The 19,252-nt window shown below is 72.2% G+C and carries 18 protein-coding genes; 10 read left to right on the top strand and 8 right to left on the bottom strand.

Features of this window, described 5'->3' with window-relative positions; genetic code table 11:
* Positions 1-140 precede the first annotated feature (140 nt).
* Both ACFXAZ_RS30700 and ACFXAZ_RS30695 read right to left on the bottom strand, forming a co-directional pair.
* The gene (locus ACFXAZ_RS30700) at positions 141-1,193 is read right to left on the bottom strand and encodes a medium chain dehydrogenase/reductase family protein (protein WP_384597818.1); all 1,053 of its coding nucleotides are present in this window, start codon (positions 1,191-1,193) and stop codon (positions 141-143) included.
* Positions 1,194-1,303: 110 nt separating this feature from the next.
* A complete protein-coding gene (locus tag ACFXAZ_RS30695) occupies positions 1,304-1,867 on the bottom strand; it encodes a TetR/AcrR family transcriptional regulator (protein WP_384597816.1) in 564 nt (187 codons plus the stop codon).
* A 118-nt stretch (positions 1,868-1,985) separates the two neighbouring features.
* Here ACFXAZ_RS30695 and ACFXAZ_RS30690 point away from each other — a divergent pair, with 118 nt between their 5' ends.
* The 6 genes from ACFXAZ_RS30690 (at position 1,986) to ACFXAZ_RS30665 (ending at position 8,332) form a co-directional block, all read left to right on the top strand.
* On the top strand, positions 1,986-2,360 hold the full coding sequence (locus tag ACFXAZ_RS30690; protein ID WP_384597814.1) for a VOC family protein: 375 nt from the start codon (positions 1,986-1,988) through the stop codon (positions 2,358-2,360).
* Between the two features lie 114 nt (positions 2,361-2,474).
* Entirely contained in the window at positions 2,475-3,458 is a 984-nt protein-coding gene (locus ACFXAZ_RS30685; RefSeq protein WP_384597812.1) for an alpha/beta fold hydrolase, read from the top strand.
* Between the two features lie 188 nt (positions 3,459-3,646).
* The gene (locus ACFXAZ_RS30680; RefSeq protein ID WP_384597810.1) at positions 3,647-5,095 is read left to right on the top strand and encodes a glyceraldehyde-3-phosphate dehydrogenase; all 1,449 of its coding nucleotides are present in this window, start codon (positions 3,647-3,649) and stop codon (positions 5,093-5,095) included.
* A 77-nt stretch (positions 5,096-5,172) separates the two neighbouring features.
* A complete protein-coding gene (locus ACFXAZ_RS30675) occupies positions 5,173-6,408 on the top strand; it encodes an MFS transporter (RefSeq protein ID WP_384597808.1) in 1,236 nt (411 codons plus the stop codon).
* 75 nt (positions 6,409-6,483) lie between these two features.
* Entirely contained in the window at positions 6,484-7,059 is a 576-nt protein-coding gene (locus tag ACFXAZ_RS30670; protein WP_384597806.1) for a TetR/AcrR family transcriptional regulator, read from the top strand.
* Between the two features lie 73 nt (positions 7,060-7,132).
* Positions 7,133-8,332: a GDSL-type esterase/lipase family protein gene (locus tag ACFXAZ_RS30665; RefSeq protein ID WP_384597804.1), complete on the top strand. Its 1,200-nt coding sequence runs from the start codon at positions 7,133-7,135 to the stop codon at positions 8,330-8,332.
* An 83-nt stretch (positions 8,333-8,415) separates the two neighbouring features.
* Here ACFXAZ_RS30665 and ACFXAZ_RS30660 read toward each other — a convergent pair whose 3' ends face one another.
* From ACFXAZ_RS30660 to ACFXAZ_RS30650, 3 genes are all read right to left on the bottom strand, one after another.
* On the bottom strand, positions 8,416-9,300 hold the full coding sequence (locus ACFXAZ_RS30660; RefSeq protein ID WP_384597802.1) for a F510_1955 family glycosylhydrolase: 885 nt from the start codon (positions 9,298-9,300) through the stop codon (positions 8,416-8,418).
* 141 nt (positions 9,301-9,441) lie between these two features.
* Positions 9,442-10,146, bottom strand: a complete 705-nt coding sequence (locus ACFXAZ_RS30655) for a DUF3105 domain-containing protein (protein ID WP_384597800.1) — start codon at positions 10,144-10,146, stop codon at positions 9,442-9,444.
* A 53-nt stretch (positions 10,147-10,199) separates the two neighbouring features.
* The gene (locus tag ACFXAZ_RS30650; RefSeq protein ID WP_384597798.1) at positions 10,200-10,577 is read right to left on the bottom strand and encodes a hypothetical protein; all 378 of its coding nucleotides are present in this window, start codon (positions 10,575-10,577) and stop codon (positions 10,200-10,202) included.
* A gap of 252 nt (positions 10,578-10,829) precedes the next feature.
* On the opposite strand from ACFXAZ_RS30650, the gene ACFXAZ_RS30645 reads away from it, so the two are divergent.
* Complete coding sequence (locus tag ACFXAZ_RS30645; RefSeq protein ID WP_384597796.1) at positions 10,830-11,372, top strand: DUF2269 domain-containing protein; 543 nt, start codon at positions 10,830-10,832, stop codon at positions 11,370-11,372.
* Between the two features lie 96 nt (positions 11,373-11,468).
* Here the strand turns inward: ACFXAZ_RS30645 and ACFXAZ_RS30640 are convergent, their stop codons facing one another.
* From ACFXAZ_RS30640 to ACFXAZ_RS30630, 3 genes are all read right to left on the bottom strand, one after another.
* On the bottom strand, positions 11,469-12,833 hold the full coding sequence (locus ACFXAZ_RS30640; RefSeq protein ID WP_384597794.1) for a VWA-like domain-containing protein: 1,365 nt from the start codon (positions 12,831-12,833) through the stop codon (positions 11,469-11,471).
* Entirely contained in the window at positions 12,830-14,065 is a 1,236-nt protein-coding gene (locus tag ACFXAZ_RS30635) for an AAA family ATPase (RefSeq protein WP_384597792.1), read from the bottom strand. The genes ACFXAZ_RS30640 and ACFXAZ_RS30635 overlap by 4 nt, the downstream gene beginning before the upstream one ends.
* Positions 14,066-14,229: 164 nt before the next feature.
* Positions 14,230-15,618, bottom strand: coding sequence for a hypothetical protein (locus tag ACFXAZ_RS30630; RefSeq protein ID WP_384597791.1), 1,389 nt, complete (start codon positions 15,616-15,618; stop codon positions 14,230-14,232).
* A gap of 175 nt (positions 15,619-15,793) precedes the next feature.
* Here ACFXAZ_RS30630 and ACFXAZ_RS30625 point away from each other — a divergent pair, with 175 nt between their 5' ends.
* The 3 genes from ACFXAZ_RS30625 (at position 15,794) to ACFXAZ_RS30615 (ending at position 19,237) form a co-directional block, all read left to right on the top strand.
* Positions 15,794-16,237 (top strand): helix-turn-helix transcriptional regulator, encoded by a 444-nt coding sequence (locus ACFXAZ_RS30625; RefSeq protein ID WP_384597789.1) that lies wholly within the window; start codon positions 15,794-15,796, stop codon positions 16,235-16,237.
* 10 nt (positions 16,238-16,247) lie between these two features.
* The gene (locus ACFXAZ_RS30620; protein ID WP_384597787.1) at positions 16,248-16,655 is read left to right on the top strand and encodes a VOC family protein; all 408 of its coding nucleotides are present in this window, start codon (positions 16,248-16,250) and stop codon (positions 16,653-16,655) included.
* 194 nt (positions 16,656-16,849) lie between these two features.
* Complete coding sequence (locus ACFXAZ_RS30615) at positions 16,850-19,237, top strand: ATP-binding cassette domain-containing protein (RefSeq protein ID WP_384597785.1); 2,388 nt, start codon at positions 16,850-16,852, stop codon at positions 19,235-19,237.
* The last annotated feature ends 15 nt before the right edge of the window (positions 19,238-19,252 follow it).

Raw genomic sequence — 19,252 nt, 5'->3', positions numbered from 1 at the left:
CGCCAGTGGGAGGTGCTGGAGACCACCGGCACCCTCGACGCCCTCACCCCCGAGGGTGGGTGGCCCGCGCCCCCCGCCCCCGGGGCCCCCGCCCCCCGGGGGCGGGGGCCCGCCGCGCCCCCGCCCCCTCGCGGCGCTGCTCACGCGTCCGGCGTGATCACCACCTTGCCCACGGCCGTGCCCGACTCCGCGTGCCGCAGTGCCGCCGCCGCCTCGCTCAGCGGGAAGACGCGGTCGACGCGGGCCTCGATCCCGCCGGAGCGGAGCAGCGCGAAGACCCGCCCCAGGTCCTCGCGCAGCTCGGCCCGGTAGCGCTCGGGGCGGCGGGCCTTTCCGGCCCAGAGGTTGAAGAAGTGGGCCCCGCGGCCGTTCGGCAGTACGTTCCACCAGGCCAGCCTGGCCACCAGCCTGAGCACGGTGAGGGTGCCGCTGCCCGCCCGGTCGCGGGTGGTGGCGCTGCCGTACGAGACGAGCGTGCCGCCCGGGGCCAGCATCCGCCAGGAGTCCTCGACGCCCTTGCCGCCCACGTGGTCGAAGACCGCCGCGACACCCTGCGGGGCCAGTGCGCGGACCCGGGCGAGGACATCACCGCGATAGTCGACGGGCTCGGCGCCCATCGCGGCGACGGCGAGCTGATTGCGGGCGGACGCGGTGCCGATCACGCGTACGCCATGGCCACGGGCCAGCTGCACCAGCACGCTGCCGACGCCGCCGTTCGCGCCGTGCACGACCACCGTGTCCCCCGCCTTCACCCGGGCCGTGCGGAACAGCATCCGCCAGGCCGTCGCGCCATTGGTCACCAGTGTCTCGGCGTCGGCGGCCGACACCCCGTCCGGCACCGGCACCAGGTCACGGCTGTCCAGCAGGACGCGGTCGGCCCAGCCGCCGGTCTTGGTGAGCGCGGCGACCCGGTCGCCCACCGCGACCCCGGGGCGCCCCGGCACCGGCGGGCCCAGCTCCTCGACCACGCCCACGAGGTCGTACCCGGGGACGAAGGGGAACGCGGGCATGTCGTAGTACCTACCCCGGCGCATCTGCTGCTCGGCGAAGCTGACGCCGCTCGCCTCCATCCGGACCACGGCCTGTCCCGGGCCGGGCGGCGGCAGCTCACGGACCCGGATCCGCAGCGACTCGGGCTCGCCGACGGCGGGCAGGACGATCTCGGTGGCCCGGGTGACGGTGTGCATGTGCATGGCTTCCTCCTGGTTGATGATGAAATGGGGAAAGAGTGAGAGTGGTTGACCACTCACTCCTCGGTTCGGAGAAAGGGCGACCGGTGGTCGGTCGCCCCGTCGGGGGTGGGTCAGTAGTGTCTGATGCCCGCCGCCAGCGTACGCATCCACGGGGCGTCCATCTCGTCCCCGCCGAGCGCGGCGATGAGATGGCAGAGCATGCCGGTCGCGAAGAACCGCTGGATCTGCTCCTCGTCACCGCCGGAGGCGCCGCGCACATACTCCACGGCACGCGCGTACCCGGCGCGGACCGCCTCGCGGATCGCGGGCTCGGAGACCGCGGCGGCCTGGGCGTGCAGCTGGACCATCAGCAGGTCGTTATCGCTGATCAGACGGGCGTAGGACTCGCCCATCGAGTCGAGGACCGCCTCCGGCGCGCTGCTCGTCGCCCGCGCGGCGCCCTCCTCGAAGGAGGCCCGCACCCGCGCGAAGCAGTGCCCGACGACGGCCGTGAACAGCGCCTCCTTGTGCGGGAAGAGGCGGTAGACATACGCCTGCGAGATGCCGGCCGCCTTCGCCACCTCCGTGGTCGTGGTGCCGAAGTAGCCGCGGGCCGCGAACGCGCCGATGGCGGTGCGCAGCACGGTCTCCCGGCGTTCCTCGGCGGTGGAGAGTCGGCGCTGTTCCGTAGGCATGTGAGTAGTCAATCACTCATGCATGTTGCCGTCAACGGTCGTCCGTGGCGGGGACGCGGCGTCCCATCCTGCGTACGGTGGTCACAAGCACCGTCCCCACCTTGCCAGGAGGCATGCGATGACGGGCGAACCGAGCTTCTTCGAGATCGGCGTGGACGACCCCGAGCGGGGGCGGACCTTCTACGGCACGCTCTTCGGCTGGGACCTCGAACGCGGTCCGAGCGGACGCGGGTACGCGATCGGCACGCCGGGACTGCCCGGCGGAATGCACGGCGGCGACAAGGGGGCGGCCTCGCCGTATCTCTTCTTCCGGGTGGACGACCTGGACGCGGCCGTCGCCAAGGTCCTCGAACTGGGCGGCACCATCGAGGAACTCGGCGACGAGGGCGAGGAGGACCCCGGCTCCGCCGCCCGCTTCGGCCGCTTCAAGCTCTGCCGGGACGACCAGGGCTCCGGCTTCGGGCTGCACGAACCCCCGAGCCGCGCCGGCTGAGCGGCGCAACGCGGGGCGCCCCGGATTTGCCGGAACGGCAACAGCGGTGGCGTGCGGCCGAGCGGCCTGCGGATGATCGGCCTCGACGGCGCTCGCCACGGCCCTGGAGGAACCATGCCGCACACCCCGCCCCCCGCCCCCGCTCACCGGCTGGTCCCCACCCCGGCGGGCCGGACCCACCTGGTGGAGCAGGGGACCGGCCCCCTGGTCCTGCTGGTGCACGGCTTCCCCGAGGGCTGGTACTCCTGGCGGCACCAACTGCCCGCGCTGGCGGCGGCCGGCTACCGCGCGGTCGCCCTCGACGTACGCGGCTACGGCCGCTCCTCGCGCCCGGAGTCCGTGGACGCCTACCGGATGCTCGACCTCGTGGCGGACACCGTCGCCGTGGTCGAGGCCCTCGGCGAGCGCTCGGCGGTGATCGTCGGCCATGACTGGGGTGCGAACATCGCCGCCACCTCCGCCCTGCTCCACCCGGAGACCTTCCGCGCGGTCGGCCTGCTGAGCGTGCCCTACACCCCGCCCGGCGGCCCGAGGCCCAGCGAGATCTTCGCCGCGATGGGCGGGGACGAGGAGTTCTACGTCTCCTACTTCCAGACCCCGGGCCGCGCGGAGGCGGAGATCGAGCCCGATGTACGGGGCTGGCTCGCGGGCTTCTACGCCGCGCTGTCCGCCGGCACCATGCCCGCGCCCGACGCCCCCTCCCCGTACTTCGTCCCGCCCGGCGGCACTCTGCGCGACCGCTTCCCGGCCGGTCCGCGCCCCGCCTGGCTCGGCGAGAGCGAGCTGGACGTCTTCGCGGGCGAGTTCGAGCGCACCGGCCTCACCGGCGCGCTCAACCGCTACCGGAACATGGACCGGGACTGGGCCGACCTGGCCGACCGCACCGGCGCCCCGATCACCCAGCCGTCCCTGTTCATCGGCGGCGGCCTCGACGCCTCCCTCGCCTGGCTGGCCGGCGCGATCGAGGCGTACCCGCACACCCTGCCCGGCCTGAGCGGATCCCACGTCATCGACGGCGCCGGTCACTTCGTCCAGCAGGAGCGCCCAAAGGAGGTCAGCCGGCTGCTCGTCGACTGGCTGGCGGAGCTGAAGGACTGAAGCGCGGGGCGGGCGGCCCCCCCCCGGGTGAGAACACCAAGGGGCATCCAGGGAGGAGGCCAGGGGAGAACAGCGGGCGAGAACGTCAGGCGAGAACGTCAGGGGAGGACACCAGGTGAGGGCCCGTGGGCCGGTCAAAAGACCCCCCGGTTACCATATGAGCGCCTCCTAGCTCGAAAGATGTGCCTGTGTCTGCCAATGACGAATCGTTCACCAACTGGAAGACCCGCGAGGAGATCGCGGAGTCGATGATCCCGATCATCGGGAAGCTGCACCGCGAGCGGGACGTGACCGTCCTGCTGCACAGCCGCTCCTTGGTGAACAAGTCGGTGGTGAGCATCCTCAAGACCCACCGGTTCGCCCGCCAGATAGCCGGCGCGGAACTCTCGGTCACCGAGACCATGCCGTTCCTCCGGGCGCTCACCCGGCTCGACCTCGGCCCCTCCCAGATCGACCTCGCCATGCTCGCCGCGGCCCACCGGACCGACGACCGGGACCTGAGCGTGGAGGAGTTCACCGCCGAGGCCGTCGCCGGGGCCATCGGCGACGACCGGACCGAGGGCCGCGCCCCGCGTGACGTCGTCCTCTACGGCTTCGGCCGCATCGGCCGCCTCGTCGCCCGGCTGCTCATCGAGAAGACCGGCTCCGGCAACGGCCTGCGGCTGCGCGCCATCGTCGTGCGCGACAGCGGCGGCCAGGACCTGGTCAAGCGGGCCTCGCTGCTGCGCCGCGACTCCATCCACGGCCAGTTCCACGGCACGATCACCGTCGACGAGGCGAACAGCACCATCATCGCCAACGGCAACGAGATCAAGGTCATCTACGCCGACAGCCCGGCATCCGTGGACTACACCGAGTACGGCATCAAGAACGCGATCCTGATCGACAACACCGGCAAATGGCGCGACCGCGAGGGCCTCTCGCAGCATCTGCGCCCCGGCGTCGACAAGGTCGTCCTCACCGCCCCCGGCAAGGGCGATGTCCCGAACATCGTGCACGGCGTCAACCACGACACGATCAAGCCGGACGAGCAGATCCTGTCCTGCGCGTCCTGCACCACCAACGCGATCGTGCCGCCGCTGAAGGCGATGGACGACGAGTACGGGGTGCTGCGCGGCCACGTGGAGACCGTCCACTCGTTCACCAACGACCAGAATCTGCTGGACAACTACCACAAGTCCGACCGTCGGGGCCGCTCCGCGCCGCTCAACATGGTCATCACCGAGACCGGCGCCGCCTCCGCCGTCACCAAGGCGCTGCCCGACCTCAAGGCCCGGATCACCGGCAGCTCGATCCGCGTCCCCGTCCCGGACGTCTCGATCGCCATCCTCAACCTCCAGCTGGCCCGCGAGACCACCCGCGAGGAGGTCCTGGACCACCTCCGCGAGGTCTCGCTGACCTCCCCGCTCAAGCGCCAGATCGACTTCATCGTCGCCCCCGACGCGGTCTCCAGCGACTTCATCGGCTCCCGCCACGCCTCCGTCGTCGACGCGGGCGCCACCAAGGTCGAGGGCGACAACGCCATCCTCTACCTCTGGTACGACAACGAGTTCGGCTACTCCTGCCAGGTCGTCCGCGTCGTCCAGCACGTCTCCGGCGTGGAGTACCCGACGTACCCGGCGGCGGTCACCGCGTAGGCGCCGCCCGCCCGCCTCCGTACGAGGTGGCCGATTGCCGTCCTTGCCGGCGCGGCCACCTCGTACAGTCCCCGTCCGTGACTCTCCCGACCCAGCGTGCGGTCCTGTGGCGTGACGAGCAGTTCCTGCTGCTCGCGGCGGCCCGGACGATCTCCGTACTCGGCAACGGCTTCGCCCGTGTCGCTCTCGGCTTCGCCGTCCTCGCCCTCCCCGGCGCCACCCCCGGCAAGCTCTCCCTGGTGCTGGCCTGCCAGGCGCTGCCCCAGCTGGCGTTCATCCTGCTCGGCGGGGTGGTCGCCGACCGGATGTCCCGGGCCCGGCTGATGGTGGGCGCCGATGTGATCGGCGCGGGCGCCTACGCCGGGCTCGCGGCCCTCGTCCTGTCGGGGGACGCGCCCCTGACCGCCCTGTGCGTCCTCGCGGTGATCGCCGGGACGGCCACCGCCCTCTTCGCCCCGGCGATGGACGGACTCGTCCCCCTCGTCGTACCGCCGGAGCGGCTCCAGGAGGCCAACGGACTGCTCCGCGTCGGCACCAACAGCTCCCTGCTCCTCGGTCTCGCCCTGTCCGGCGTCACCGTCGCCTGGGTCGGCGCGGGCTGGGCGCTCGCCCTCAACGCGGCCTCCTTCGTCGTCAGCGCCGTCCTCACCGCCCGGCTGCGGATCTCCGGCCGCCCGGCCAAGGGGACCTCCGGCTGGGCCGATCTCAAGGAGGGCTGGCGCGAGTTCGCGTCCCGGCAGTGGCTGTGGGCGGTGGTCGCCCAGTACGCCGTCGTCGTCGCCGCGCTCAACGCCAACGTCGGTGTCCTGGGCCCCCTCGCGGCCGAGGAGGAACTCGGCGGCGCCCGCGCCTGGTCGGTCATCGTGGCCGCCCAGGCGCTCGGCACCATCGCCGGCGCCGGACTGGCCGCCCGGGTACGGGTCGGCCGCCCGGTCCTGGTGGCCGTCCTCGCCACCTTCCCGGCCGCCGTCCCCCTCGCCCTGCTCGCCGGACCCGCACCGGTCTGGATGATCGCCGTCGCCATGTTCTGCGCGGGTGTCGCGGGCGATGTCTTCGGGGTCCTGTGGGCCACCACCATCCAGCGCGAGATCCCGGAGGAGACCCTCTCCCGGGTCAGCTCCTACGAATGGTTCGGCTCCCTCGCCTTCGCCCCGCTCGGCCTGCTCGCCGCGGGCCCCGCCGCGGACGCCATCGGCACCGGCCCCGCCCTCGCGTGCTGCGCCGTCCTGGTCGTGGCCGCGACCGGCGCGGCGCTGATGTCCCCGGCCGTGCGCACCTTGCGCGCACCGGCGAACCCGGACTATCAGGTGTAATGCATTTGCCTAAAGGTATTAGGTAAATACATGATGGCACTGGAATGATGGCTATCGGTTCTAGGGAGGAGGGTCATGGTGCGTGCCGGACTCACGGCCGAGCGGCTCACGCAGGCCGGTGCGGAGCTGGCCGACGAGGTGGGCTTCGACGCGGTCACCCTGTCGGCGCTGGCCAGACGCTTCGACGTCCAGGTCGCCAGCCTGTACTCCCATGTGCGGAACTCCCAGGACCTCAAGGTCAGGATCGCGCTGCTCGCCCTGGCGGAACTCGCCGACCGCGCCGCCGCCGCCCTCGCGGGCCGGGCGGGCAAGGACGCGCTCGCCGCTTTCGCCGACGTCTACCGCGACTACGCCCGCACCCACCCCGGCCGCTACGCCGCCGCCCGGCTGCGGCTCGGCCCCGAGGCGGCAGCCGCCAGTGCCGGTGGCCGGCACGCCCAGCTCATGCGGGCGATCCTGCGCGGCTACGACCTCACCGGCCCCGACCAGACCCACGCCGTCCGGCTGCTGGGCAGCGTCTTCCACGGCTACGTCAGCCTGGAACTGGCCGGCGGCTTCAGCCACAGCGCCCCCGACTCCCAGGAGAGCTGGGAGCGGATCGTCGACGCCCTCGACTCCCTCCTGCGCAACTGGCCCGAGCCCACCCCGTAGAGCACGCCGTACGTCACCGTCCCGCCACTCCCCAAGGCCGAGGACACCCCACCCAGCGAGCGAGGCACCACCCATGCACACCGCCCCCACCGACCCGGTCCACCCCTCCTGGATCACCACGCCCCTCACCGCCGACCTGCTGCGCGGAGCCCTCGAACTGGAGCGGACCGCGCGGGGCGTGCTCCCGCACCGGCTGCCCGCCGCCGCCCGTGCGCAGTGCCCCGACCCGCAGCTCGCCCTGGCCGAGTCCCAGCCCTCGGGCGTCCGGCTGGAGTTCCGCACGACGGCCACCGCCGTGGAACTGGACACCCTGCCCACCAAGCGCGCCTACGTGGGTGCCCCGCCCCGCCCGGACGGCCGTTACGACCTCGTCGTCGACGGGCGGCTGGCCGCCTGTGCCACCGCGACCGGCGGCAATGTCGTCACCCTGGACATGGCCACCGGCGCCGCCGAGCTGGTGTCCGGCCCGCCTGGCACCGTCCGCTTCGCCGGGCTGCCGGAGGGCGAGAAGGACGTGGCGATCTGGCTGCCGCACAACGAGATCACCGAACTGCTCGCGCTGCGCACGGACGCGCCCGTCGCGCCCGTGCCGGACCGGGGCCGCAGGGTGTGGCTGCACCACGGCAGTTCGATCAGCCACGGCTCCGACGCGGCCGGTCCCACCGAGACCTGGCCCGCCCTCGCCGCCTCGCTCGGCGGAGCCGACCTCATCAACCTGGGCCTGAGCGCCAGCGCCCTGCTCGACCCCTTCACCGCCCGTGCCATCCGGGACACCCCCGCCGATCTGCTCAGCGTCAAGATCGGTATCAATGTGGTCAACCTCGATCTGATGCGGCTACGGGCGTTCACCCCGGCGGTCCACGGCTTCCTCGACACCCTGCGCGAGGGCCACCCCACGACGCCCCTGCTCGTGATCTCGCCGATCCTCTGCCCCATCCACGAGACCACCCCCGGCCCCACCGCCCCCGACCTCGCCTCCCTCGCCACCGGACAGGCCCGCTTCGTGGCGGCGGGCGACCCGGCCGAGGTCCCCCTGGGCAAGCTCACCCTGACCACCGTGCGCGCCGAGCTGTCCCGCATCGTGGAGCAACGCGCGGCCGACGACCCCCACCTCCACTACCTGGACGGCCGCGCCCTCTACGGCACGTCGGACGCCGCCGAACTCCCCCTCCCCGACCAGCTCCACCCCGACGCCGCGACCCACCGCCGCATGGGCGAGCGCTTCGCCGAACTGGCCTTCACGGCGAACGGCCCGTTCTCGGAAGGGCCGTAGGCGGACGGCCCCGCGCGGCCGACGCCGCGCGCGGACAGCGGTCAGCGGAAAGCGGTCAGCTGTCAATGGTCAGCGGTCAATGGTCAGTGATCCGAGCCGGAGATCGGCAGGCGTTCGGTGAAGGTCCGGCCGCCGTCCCGGGACTCGTACACGCCGTCCTGCGTGGCGGCCAGGACGCGGTCGGCGTCGACGGCGGTGAGCGCCTGCGGCTGTCCGCCGGGCACGGTGCCGGACGCGGTCCAGCTCCCCCCGCCGTCGTCGCTGCGGTGCAGGCCGCCGGACCCGTCGACGCCGTACAGGACGTTCTCGCGCGGCCAGGACAGGAAGCCCATGACCGTGTCGGAGGGGGCGCCGAACGTCCGGCCGCCGTCGGTGCTGCGCAGGACGCCGGACTCCGTGGTGGCCAGCACCAGGTCCGGGTCCTCGGGACTGACGGCGAGGTCGAGGGCGGCCAGTTCGGCGCGGCTGTCCCAGGTGGTGCGGTCGGCGCTGACGCGCAGGACGCCGTTGGTGCTGTCGTAGCCGTACACCGTGTCGTGCGCGTACTTCAGCGCGTGGAAGTCGGTGGTCCCCGCGAGGGAACGGGTCTTCCAGGTCTTGCCGGAGTCGGTGGACTCGATCAGCCCCCGGTTGGCGGGACCCGCACTGCCCGGCTCCGGATGGCCGCTGCCGAGGAAGGTCCGCGCGCCGACCACCGTGAAGCCCATGTAGTCCGCCTTGTCGCCGACCCGGCGGGCCTCGCCGTCCCCGGCCACGGCGACCACACCTTCATGGGTGGCGACGTACAGCTGTCCGTCGGCCGGGTCGATGCCCAGCCCGTGGACATGGCTGACGGTCAGGTCCTGACCCGCCGCGTCCCGCGTGGCCGGGGCGGCGCCGGATTCGGACTCTGACGAGCACGCGGTGGTGAGGGCGACCGCGAGGAGGATTCCGGTGACGGCGGCGAACGGGCGGAGCGGGGTCTTCATGGGGGTGTTCTTTCCGTGGGCGGCAAGCTCCCCGGAATCCTATGTCCTAAGGTGATTAGGAGTTCGGGTGGGGTCCGATGGCCCGACGCGGCGACGGCCGGGTCCGAGGACCCGGCCGCCGCCCCGCCTACCCGCGCGAGGTCACGCCCCGATACCGCCCGTGCACGCCGCACCGGGCTCCGGGGTCTGGCTGCCCTGGATGTACTTCTCGAAGAACTCGTCTATCCGCGGATCCGACGCCTCCGTCACCTTCAGCTGGTGCCCCCAGGCCGAGAGCGTGATGGGGGAGTCGGAGTCGTCGTACGGGCTGATCAGCGTGTACGGCGTGTTCTGCACCTTCTCGGTGAGCGTCTCGACGTCCGCGTCCGCCGCCTCGGTGTTGTACGTGACCCAGACCGCGCCGTGCTCCAGCGAGTGCACCGCGTTCTCGTTGGCGATCGCCTCGGTGTAGACATCGCCGTCGCAGTTCTGCCAGACCCCGTTGTGGTCGCCGCCGACCGGCGGCGTCATCGGGTAGTCGACCTCTTCCTCCACGTGGGTCTGGCTCAGGTCGTCCCACGTTTGCTCGCCCTCGACCGGGGCGGCCTGCTCCTGCTCCTGCTGATTGGCGGAATCCAGCAGATACCAGCCACCGCCGATCAGGCTGAGCACGATCGCCGTGGACACCGCGATCGTGATGACCCGGCCGCGGCGCTCGCGAGCCCGTTCGGCGCGGCGCTGCTCCTCTATTCGGGCGCGGCGCGAGGCGGACTTGGCCGCCTTGCTGCCGGTCTTGCCCTGACCCGCGTTCTTACCCTGACCTGCGTTCTTGCCCTGATCCGAGTTCTTGGATTTGGCCGTGGCCATGATGAAGTCCTTTGTGCGCAGCGGAAGATGACGGACACCGGTGACAGCACCGGTCAGGTGCGCAGCACTTGCAGGACATGGAGATCGGGCGGACGCGGGGGCGGCGCGTACCGGACGGTGAGCGTGGGGACCTCGACCGGGCCGGGGGCCACGCGGGCGGGCAGCCCAAGTGGCTGCGGCTGGGGGACCGGGCCCGTGGTCGGGGTGTCCACCGCGGGTGTTCCGTCGCACTCCTGGTGACCGGGGGAGAGACAGATGAGATCGAGTACGCGGCTGTTCTGGCCGCCCTGCACGGTGTGCACGGCGGGTCCGGAGCGCTGGGGGCCGGCCTGGGCGTTGGCCTGGGCGCACAGACATGCCACGCCGAACAGCGTGGCCAGGGCCACCAGCAGGCCCAGCACCACGGAACCGGAACGCCGCCGCACGGTCATGGCCGGGCGGCCCCTCGGGGGGCGCGGTGGAGGAAGGCGCGGGTGAACACCTAGGCATCATAGGAGCAGGTGGGGCATGGGGGTTACTGAGCCGACGGATCCCACGGATCCGGCCCGCCGCCCGACACCACCCCGTCCGTCGCCGGAGCCCGCCGCACCCGGATTCCCGGGCGCCGTACGCCCACGTCAGTACGTCCGCTTACTCCCCGCGTCAGATGCCCCGCACCCCGGCTGCCCGGCACGGTGGGGCAGGTGAAACTCAGCCGCCCCGCACGCCGGGCCTCCCTCGTCGTCCATGCCGTCGCCGCCGCCTGCTGGCTCGGGCTCACGCTCGGGCTGCTCGCGCTCGCGGTCACCGCGGCCACCGCCGCGAACGCCGTGACGGTGGAGACATCCGTACGGGCCATGAAGCTGTTCGCCGACTGGCTCCTGCTCCCGGTCGCCCTCCTCACCCTGCTGTCCGGGCTGGTGCTGGCCCTCGGCACGCCGTGGGGGCTGGCCCGGCACCGATGGGTGCTCACCAAGTTCTGGCTGACCCTCGCCACCGTCACCGCGACCGCCCTCGCCCTGCGCCCCGGAGTGAACGACGCCGTGACCGCCGTGGCGGCCGGGCACGCCCTGCCCGACACCAGCGAGATCCTGATGGGGCCGGTGGTCTCCCTGACCGCCTACCTCTTCATGACCGCCCTCTCGACCCTCAAGCCCTGGGGACTGACCCGCCGGGGCCGCCGGATGCGGGCGGCGCAGACCCGGAGGCCCGTGGGGACCGCGCCGGTCGGCGAGTCGGCCACTTAGGTCCGTCTGGGTCCGTCGGCGGGGCGGTGAACGGGTCGGTCGGCCAGGAGGAAACGGGACGTCACCGGACGCCATGAGACGGCCCGGACGTGACGCTCACCCGTCCGTCACGATCTCCACCACCCGTGCCCACTCCGGCGGCCCCGCCGGTACATAGTCGGGGTCGGATTCGTCGGCGCCCCGCCGCAGCCGGGGAAAGAGGCCGATGACCGTGCGGCAGGGCGGGCGCGATTCCGGCCAGGGCGTCTGGCCATCGGTCAGGGCCACGATCACATCCGGCCGGGGCCGCGCCCGCAGCGCCGTGGCGAACCCCGCCCGCAGATCCGTGCCGCCCCCGCCCGTCAGCGCGATCCCCTCCGCCCGGCACAGCCGTTGGGTCACCCCCGCCGACGCGTCGCACGGCACCACGCTGACCAACTCGCGCCGCCCGCCCACGGCCCGGCAGATCTCGGCGACCTCCCGCAGCGCGCCGCCGAGTTCCGTGTCGCTGACCGACCCGGACGTGTCGATGACCACGCAGACCCGGGGCGGTCTGCGCCGCAGACTCGGCAGGACGACGCCGGGCAGCCCGGATGAGCGCCGCGAGGGGCGGCCGTACGAGTAATCCTCCCCGGCACCACTGCCCGAGGCCGCCGAGCGGATCGCCGCGCCCAGCAGTTCCCGCCATGGCTGCGGCGGCTGGAACGCCTCCTCGGCCCACCGCCGCCATCGCTCGGGCGTGTCGCCGGGCCGTCCGGTGATGCCCCGCGCCACCCGGAACCGCACCGCGTCCCGCTCCTGCGCGCTCAGTGCGTGCGCCCCGCCGGGCCCGAGTTCCCACTCCCGGTCGAGCCCGTCCGCGCCACTGCCGCAGTCCAGCCACACGAACCCCTGCGCGTGCGGACCGAGCCGGAACAGCCGGAGGTAGTCCTCCATCAGCAGGCCCTCGTCGAGCGCCAGGGCCTTCGGTACGACGGCGCCCTCGGGCTCGGTCAGCCCGTCGCCGTACACATCGTCGTTGATCTCCAGGTCCGCCGCGATGTTCATCCGCAGCCGGTCGCCGGGGCCGGTCAGCCCGCGCTGCCGGGCGATCCGGTCACCGCGCCCGTGATGGTCCCGGAGCAGATGCGACACCTCGTGGACCCACACCCCGGCCAGCTCCTCCACCGGAGTACGGTCCACGAACGCCGGGGACACATAGCACCGCCAGTACCGGTCGACCCCCATCGTCGGCACCTGCCGCGAGGCGACGACATGCAGCGCGAACAACGCCGTGGCGAGATACGGCCGGACGCGGGCGGCGTGCAGTCGCGCGGTGTAGAGCTTTTCGAGATCGAGGCCGAGGTCGGGGCCGCGATCGAGGCTGAGGTCCGGGTCGTGGTCCGGGTCGCGATGGTGGGCCGACGGACGGCCGGGGGCGGGAGCGGCCAGCGTTGTCGCGGCCGGTGTCGCGGTCGGCGTCACGGGTCGTCGCGTCGTCATCGGCCCGCCTTCCCCGCGGCCTCGACCCGGTCCCGTACCCGGTCCGCCTGCCGGGACAGGGTCACCACCCCCGCGAGCCCCTCGATCTGCGGCGGTACGTCCCAGTCCTGCTGCCGCAGCGAGGCGAGCGTCGACGCCGGTACGACGATCAGATCCGGGGCGCCGGTGTCCAGGGCCCGGACGAGTAGCGTCCAGGCGGCGTCCCAGCGTTCCCGGTCCGGGCGGTTGCGCACCGCCTCGACCACTCCGTCGAGCACCGCCTGACGCAGATCGCCGCGCGCGGGCAGCTCGGCGTGCGCCGGGTCGGCCAGGAGTGACTCGGGGTCGGGGAGGTCCATACGGTCGACGGCGGCCAGCAGTTCCAGTCCCGGACCGTCGCCGACCGTTCCCCGGACCAGCAGGGAGAGCACATCCCGCGAGGAACCGGCCGCGGTGGCGAAGGCGATCAGCCGCAGGATCATGTCCCAGCTGCGCGGCGACGGCCAGGCACCGCCGCGCCGGGTCTCGCTGTTGGGCAGCCGGTGCACCAGGCCGGGCCGCGCGCTCAGCAGCCCGCACACCGCGCGCCGGGCGAAGCCGACGGCCTCCGGCAGCCGTCCGGGGTCGAGCCTGGGCAGGGTGGCCCGGGGCCAGGTGCCGCCCAGCCCCCGGACGACCACCTCGTGGTCATGGGTCCACTGGAGATGCACGAACCGGTTGGCCAGGGGTGCGCTCAGTTCCCAGCCGTCGGCCGCCGAGGCCCGCGGATTGGCGGCGGCCACGATCCGTACGGCGGGCGGCAGCCGCAGCGCGCCGACCCGCCGTTCCAGCACCAGCCGCAGCAACGCGGCCTGGACGGCGGGCGGGGCGGTGGACAGCTCGTCCAGGAACAGCAGTCCCCGGCCTGCCCGCACCAGCCGCACCGCCCAGTCCGGCGGGGCCATCGGGACGCCCTGCTCGGCCGGGTCGTCCCCGACGACGGGCAGCCCGGAGAAGTCCGACGGCTCGTGCACGCTGGCGATGACGGTGGTCAGGGGAAGGTCCAGGGCCTCGGCCAGTCGGGTAAGCGCCGCCGTCTTGCCGATCCCCGGCTCACCCCACAGCAGCACGGGCAGATCGGCGGCCACCGCCAGGGTCAGGGCCTCCAACTGTGTGTCGGGCCGCGCTTCGGTGGTCGTATCGGCCAGCAGGGCCAGCAGTTCATCGGCCACGTCGAGCTGAGCGGCGGGCGCGGACAGGGCAGGAAGCGTCATAGGGCGTCACCAGGCTTTTGTTCGTGCCGGGCACGGAGGCGTCCGGCGGTGGACTGCGGAGGTCGGTCAGGGGGGAGTGAGCCAGGGTCAGTGAGGGTGTGCGTGACGGGGCGCGGACGCACCCGGCGGTGGACCGTGAGGGTCGGTGAGGGAAGTGCGCGGGGTCAGCGCAGAAGTGCGTGCCGGGGCCGGCTGCGGCGGCCGGACGGCGGAAGCGGACGCGATCGCTCCCGCCAGGGCGACCGTGGGTGACTCATGCCCGCCCGGAACAGCCCGTACGTGACCCGCTGCCGGGCCGCGCTCTCCAGCGCCTCGCGGAGCGCGCCGTCCCGCAGCAGCGCTCCGGGACCCAGCAGGTTCTCCACGACCGTCAGTGCCCCGCCGGTGTCACCGTGGCGCAGCCGCTCCTGGATGTCGGCGAGGCAGTCGGGGTGACGATGCGCCCGGTCGATGGCCTGGAGACAGGGCAGCGGTGTGCCGGTCAGCTCGGCCAGCAACTCCTCGCGCCGGATCTCGTCCGGACCGTGGTCCAGCGCCGCGAGCACACCACCGGCCAGCCCGATCCGATGCATCGCACCCCGGCACTCCACCAACCTTGGCCCAACACCCTTATCAGGCACAACAGTTGGCGAAAAGTGTCGTGCCGGTACGAGCGCGGCGGCGACCAGCGGATGGAGCCGGTCCCCGTCAATGGCACCCGCGCGGAGCAGTTCGAGATCGGGCAGCACCCAGGTCGCCGCGTCCGGCAGCACGGGCCCGCCGCGAGCGGCGCCCGCCGGGGTGATCGTCCCGTCCGGCGCCACCAGGAACCGATGCCTGCTGCCCGCGCGCACGAGGACCGGACCGTCGGCCACCCCATCCGCCCTCAGCAGCAGACGCGCCTCCTCGGCCCATCGCCAAACGGCGAGCCGATGCCCGTCCGGGACGGACCGCAGGAGATCGGCGTACGGAACCGGACCGGGAGCCGGCCCACCCGGACCGGACCACCCAGGTGCCGTCGACCGGGCCGACAGCTCACCCACCCTGCGCACATCCCAGAGATGCCGATGCAGATCGAACCGGAATCTTGGGTGGGGGTGGGGATGAGGGTGCGGATGGGAGTACCGCTGACCTGGGGGGTCGCCGCCCGAGCCGTCCCATACCGCGAGGCTGATCCGCTGACCCGCGTCGGCCCAGGCGGGCACGGTCCGGGCCACGAGATACAGCGCGGAGGTGCCGTCCCGCGCGGCGGCCCCGTACCGGGCGAGGGCGATGGTCAGGCCGGGTCTGAGCAGCCCGTAGGGAGCGATCCTCGGCAGGTGCCAGCGCAGCAGATCGGGCGCCAAGTGCCGCAGATCCGCGCGGAGTTGGGTGGCCAGCTGCTGCCCGTGGGCGCGGGCCAGGGATCGTACATGGAGGTCGACCTCGATCCCGGCGGCGGCACATGCTCCCGCCCAGTCCCCGGCCGTACGCCGGGCGGTCGCTCTCTCGATCATGGAGGCCGGCACGGCGAACTCGCGCACGCGCGGCCAGAAGGAAACCCGGGAGTCGTCGTCCGTGGCGGAAGTGAGCATCAGCACTCACCTTGCGCGGACGGGTCCCCCGATCTGTTCTGGGAGTGAGTCATCATCGCCGGGGAGCCTACCCCGTCGGCCGCCGACTCACGAGGCATATTTTTTCGCGTCGCTCGCTGGGCCATAAACATGCAGGTCAGGGGGAGTGTCAGTGCCCGGACGTAGTATTTCGGACATGAGTAGTCGACCCGCCCCGGATCAGTCCTTGCGGGACCTCGCGCGCTTGCGGCGCGTCAAGGACCGGATAGACCGGGAGTACGCCCAGCCGCTCGATGTCGAAGCCCTCGCGCGCGGCGCGCACATGTCGGCCGGGCATCTGAGCCGCGCGTTCCGCCGGGCCTACGGCGAGTCGCCGTACAGCTATCTCATGACCCGCCGGATCGAGCGGGCGATGGCGTTGCTGCGCCGGGGCGACCTCAGTGTCACCGAGGTGTGTTTCGCCGTGGGCTGCTCCTCGCTCGGCACCTTCAGCACACGGTTCACGGAGCTGGTCGGGGTGCCGCCGAGTGTGTACCGGCGGGAGGGGGAGACGGCGACGGCGGGGATACCGTCGTGCGTGGCCAAGCAGGTCACGCGACCCGTCAGGAATCGAGAAGCGCCCCTTTCGGCCCGAGGCTAGCGTGAGGGCCATGGACATCAGCATTCACGCCAGTTTCCTGCCCCACGACGACCCGGAGAAGGCCCTGGCCTTCTACCGTGACACCCTCGGCTTCGAGGTCCGTAACGACGTCGGTTACGAGGGGATGCGCTGGATCACGGTCGGCCCCGCCGACCAGCCGGAGATCAGCGTCGTGCTGTTCCCGCCGGGCGCCGACCCGGGCGTCACCGAGGACGAGAAGCGGGTCATCACCGAGATGATGGCCAAGGGCACCTACGCCAGCCTGCTCCTCGCCACCCGTGACGTCGACGCCACCTTCGACCGGCTCCAGGCCGGCGCCGAAGTGGTCCAGGAACCGACCGACCAGCCGTACGGCGTCCGCGACTGCGCCTTCCGCGACCCCGCGGGCAACATGATCCGGATCCAGGAGAAGCGCTGAGCCCCGGCTTCAGGGCTGCCGAGCCCACGACGTACCGACCCGCGACGGTTAACCTGACCTACCGGCCCGGGACAGCCTGACGCGGGAGCGAGGCGGAGACGGCCGGAGTCACACAGGCGGCGCCGGAGGGGGACGGCGAAGGCGACGTCAGGCAGCACAGAACCGATCAAGACCGCTTGGAGAAGCAGAAGACCATGGCCAAGAGGACGGACCCGCAGTCGCCCGAGCCGCACGCCGCCGACAGCCACGACCTGATCCGGGTGCACGGCGCGCGCGAGAACAACCTGAAAGACGTCACCATCGAGATCCCCAAGCGCCGGCTGACGGTGTTCACCGGGGTCTCCGGCTCGGGCAAGAGCTCGCTGGTGTTCGACACGATCGCGGCGGAGTCGCAGCGGCTGATCAACGAGACGTACAGCGCCTTCGTACAGGGCTTCATGCCGAACCTGGCCCGGCCCGAGGTCGATGTCCTCGACGGTCTGACCACGGCCATCACCGTCGACCAGCAGCGCATGGGCGGCGACCCGCGCTCCACGGTCGGCACCGCCACCGACGCCAACGCGATGCTCCGCATCCTCTTCAGCCGGCTCGGTGACCCGCACATCGGCGGTCCCGGCGCCTTCGCCTTCAACGTGCCCTCGGTCAAGGCGAGCGGCGCGATCACCGTCGAGCGCGGCAACAACAAGAAGGCCGAGAAGGCCACCTTCTCCCGCACCGGCGGCATGTGCCCGAACTGCGAGGGCCGCGGCAAGGTCTCCGACATCGACCTCACCCAGCTCTACGACGACGAGAAGTCGATCTCCGAGGGCGCCTTCACCATCCCGGGCTGGAAGTCGGACAACGTCTGGACCGTCGGGGTCTACGCCGAGTCCGGCTTCCTCGACCCGAAGAAGCCGATCCGCGAGTTCACCGCACAGGAGACGCAGGACTTCCTGTACCGCGAGCCGACCAAGGTCAAGGTCAACGGGGTCAACCTCACCTATGAGGGCCTGATCCCCAAGATCCAGAAGTCCTTCCTGTCCAAGGACAAGGAGGCGATGCAGCCGCACATCCGCGCGTTCGTGGAGCGCGCGGTCACCTTCACCGACTGTCCCGACTGCGGCGGCACCCGGCTCGCCGCGGCGGCCCGCTCCTCCAGGATCAAGGGCATCAACATCGCCGACGCCTGCGCGATGGAGATCCGCGACCTCGCCGGATGGATCCGTGAGCTGGACGAGCCGTCGGTCGCCCCGCTGCTCGCCAAGCTCCAGCACACCTTCGACTCGTTCGAGGAGATCGGCCTCGGCTATCTCTCCCTGGACCGGCCGGCCGGCACCCTCTCCGGCGGCGAGGCCCAGCGCGTCAAGATGATCCGCCATCTCGGCTCCTCCCTCACCGATGTCACCTACGTCTTCGACGAGCCGACCATCGGCCTGCACCCGCACGACATCCAGCGGATGAACGACCTGCTGCTGCGGCTCCGCGACAAGGGCAACACCGTGCTGGTGGTGGAGCACAAGCCGGAGACGATAGCCATCGCCGACCATGTCGTGGACCTCGGCCCCGGCGCCGGTACGGGCGGCGGCACCGTCTGCTTCGAGGGCACGCTCGAAGGACTGCGCGCCAGCGGCACGGTCACCGGGCGGCACCTGGACGACCGGGCCACGCTCAAGGAGACCGTCCGCGAACCCAAGGGCACTCTGGAGATCCGCGGCGCGAGCGCCAACAACCTCCAGGACGTCGACGCGGACATCCCGCTCGGCGTGCTGTGCGTGATCACCGGAGTCGCCGGGTCCGGCAAGAGTTCCCTGGTCCACGGGTCGATCCCGGCGGACGAGGGCGTGGTCTCCGTCGACCAGAGCCCGATCCGCGGCTCCCGGCGCAGCAACCCGGCCACCTACACCGGGTTGCTGGAGCCCATCCGCAAGGCGTTCGCCAAGGCCAACGGCGTCAAACCGGCCCTGTTCAGCGCCAACTCGGAGGGCGCCTGCCCCACTTGCAACGGCGCCGGGGTCGTCTACACCGACCTGGCGATCATGCAGAGCGTCGCCAGCACCTGCGAGGACTGTGACGGCAAGCGGTTCCAGGCCGCCGTACTGGAGTACCGGCTCGGTGGCAAGGACATCAGCGAGGTGCTGGGCATGCCGGTGGCCGAGGCCGAGCGGTTCTTCGCCGAGGGCGAGGCCGCCACGCCCGCCGCGCACAAGATCCTGGAGCGGCTCGCGGACGTCGGGCTCGGCTATCTCACCCTCGGCCAGCCGCTCACCACCCTGTCCGGCGGTGAGCGCCAGCGGCTGAAGCTGGCCGTGCACATGGCGGAGAAGGGCGGGGTCTACGTCCTGGACGAGCCGACCACCGGTCTGCATCTCGCCGACGTCGACCATCTCCTCGGCCTGCTCGACCGGCTGGTCGAGTCCGGGAAGTCCGTCATCGTGATCGAGCACCACCAGGCGGTCATGGCCCACGCGGACTGGATCATCGACCTCGGCCCCGGCGCGGGCCACGACGGCGGAAAGATCGTCTTCGAGGGCACCCCCGCCGACCTGGTCACCGGCCGCGCCACCCTCACCGGGGAGCACCTTGCACAGTACGTCGGCGCCTGACCGGCCTGTGTGAGG

Origin of the sequence: Streptomyces sp. NPDC059477 (assembly GCF_042749375.1) — a bacterium.
Classification (GTDB): Bacteria; Actinomycetota; Actinomycetes; order Streptomycetales; family Streptomycetaceae; genus Streptomyces.
Note: the sequence above shows the minus strand (reverse complement) of the source record. Positions and strands in the feature narration are given on the sequence as shown.

Coding starts and splice junctions, on each gene's coding strand:
- ACFXAZ_RS30700 (WP_384597818.1), bottom strand. CDS start 1,193: ATGCACATGCACACCGTCACCCGGGCCACCGAGATCGTCCTGCCCGCC.
- ACFXAZ_RS30695 (WP_384597816.1), bottom strand. CDS start 1,867: ATGCCTACGGAACAGCGCCGACTCTCCACCGCCGAGGAACGCCGGGAG.
- ACFXAZ_RS30690 (WP_384597814.1), top strand. CDS start 1,986: ATGACGGGCGAACCGAGCTTCTTCGAGATCGGCGTGGACGACCCCGAG.
- ACFXAZ_RS30685 (WP_384597812.1), top strand. CDS start 2,475: ATGCCGCACACCCCGCCCCCCGCCCCCGCTCACCGGCTGGTCCCCACC.
- ACFXAZ_RS30670 (WP_384597806.1), top strand. CDS start 6,484: ATGGTGCGTGCCGGACTCACGGCCGAGCGGCTCACGCAGGCCGGTGCG.
- ACFXAZ_RS30665 (WP_384597804.1), top strand. CDS start 7,133: ATGCACACCGCCCCCACCGACCCGGTCCACCCCTCCTGGATCACCACG.
- ACFXAZ_RS30660 (WP_384597802.1), bottom strand. CDS start 9,300: ATGAAGACCCCGCTCCGCCCGTTCGCCGCCGTCACCGGAATCCTCCTC.
- ACFXAZ_RS30655 (WP_384597800.1), bottom strand. CDS start 10,146: ATGGCCACGGCCAAATCCAAGAACTCGGATCAGGGCAAGAACGCAGGT.
- ACFXAZ_RS30650 (WP_384597798.1), bottom strand. CDS start 10,577: ATGACCGTGCGGCGGCGTTCCGGTTCCGTGGTGCTGGGCCTGCTGGTG.
- ACFXAZ_RS30640 (WP_384597794.1), bottom strand. CDS start 12,833: ATGACGACGCGACGACCCGTGACGCCGACCGCGACACCGGCCGCGACA.
- ACFXAZ_RS30635 (WP_384597792.1), bottom strand. CDS start 14,065: ATGACGCTTCCTGCCCTGTCCGCGCCCGCCGCTCAGCTCGACGTGGCC.
- ACFXAZ_RS30630 (WP_384597791.1), bottom strand. CDS start 15,618: ATGCTCACTTCCGCCACGGACGACGACTCCCGGGTTTCCTTCTGGCCG.
- ACFXAZ_RS30625 (WP_384597789.1), top strand. CDS start 15,794: ATGAGTAGTCGACCCGCCCCGGATCAGTCCTTGCGGGACCTCGCGCGC.
- ACFXAZ_RS30620 (WP_384597787.1), top strand. CDS start 16,248: ATGGACATCAGCATTCACGCCAGTTTCCTGCCCCACGACGACCCGGAG.
- ACFXAZ_RS30615 (WP_384597785.1), top strand. CDS start 16,850: ATGGCCAAGAGGACGGACCCGCAGTCGCCCGAGCCGCACGCCGCCGAC.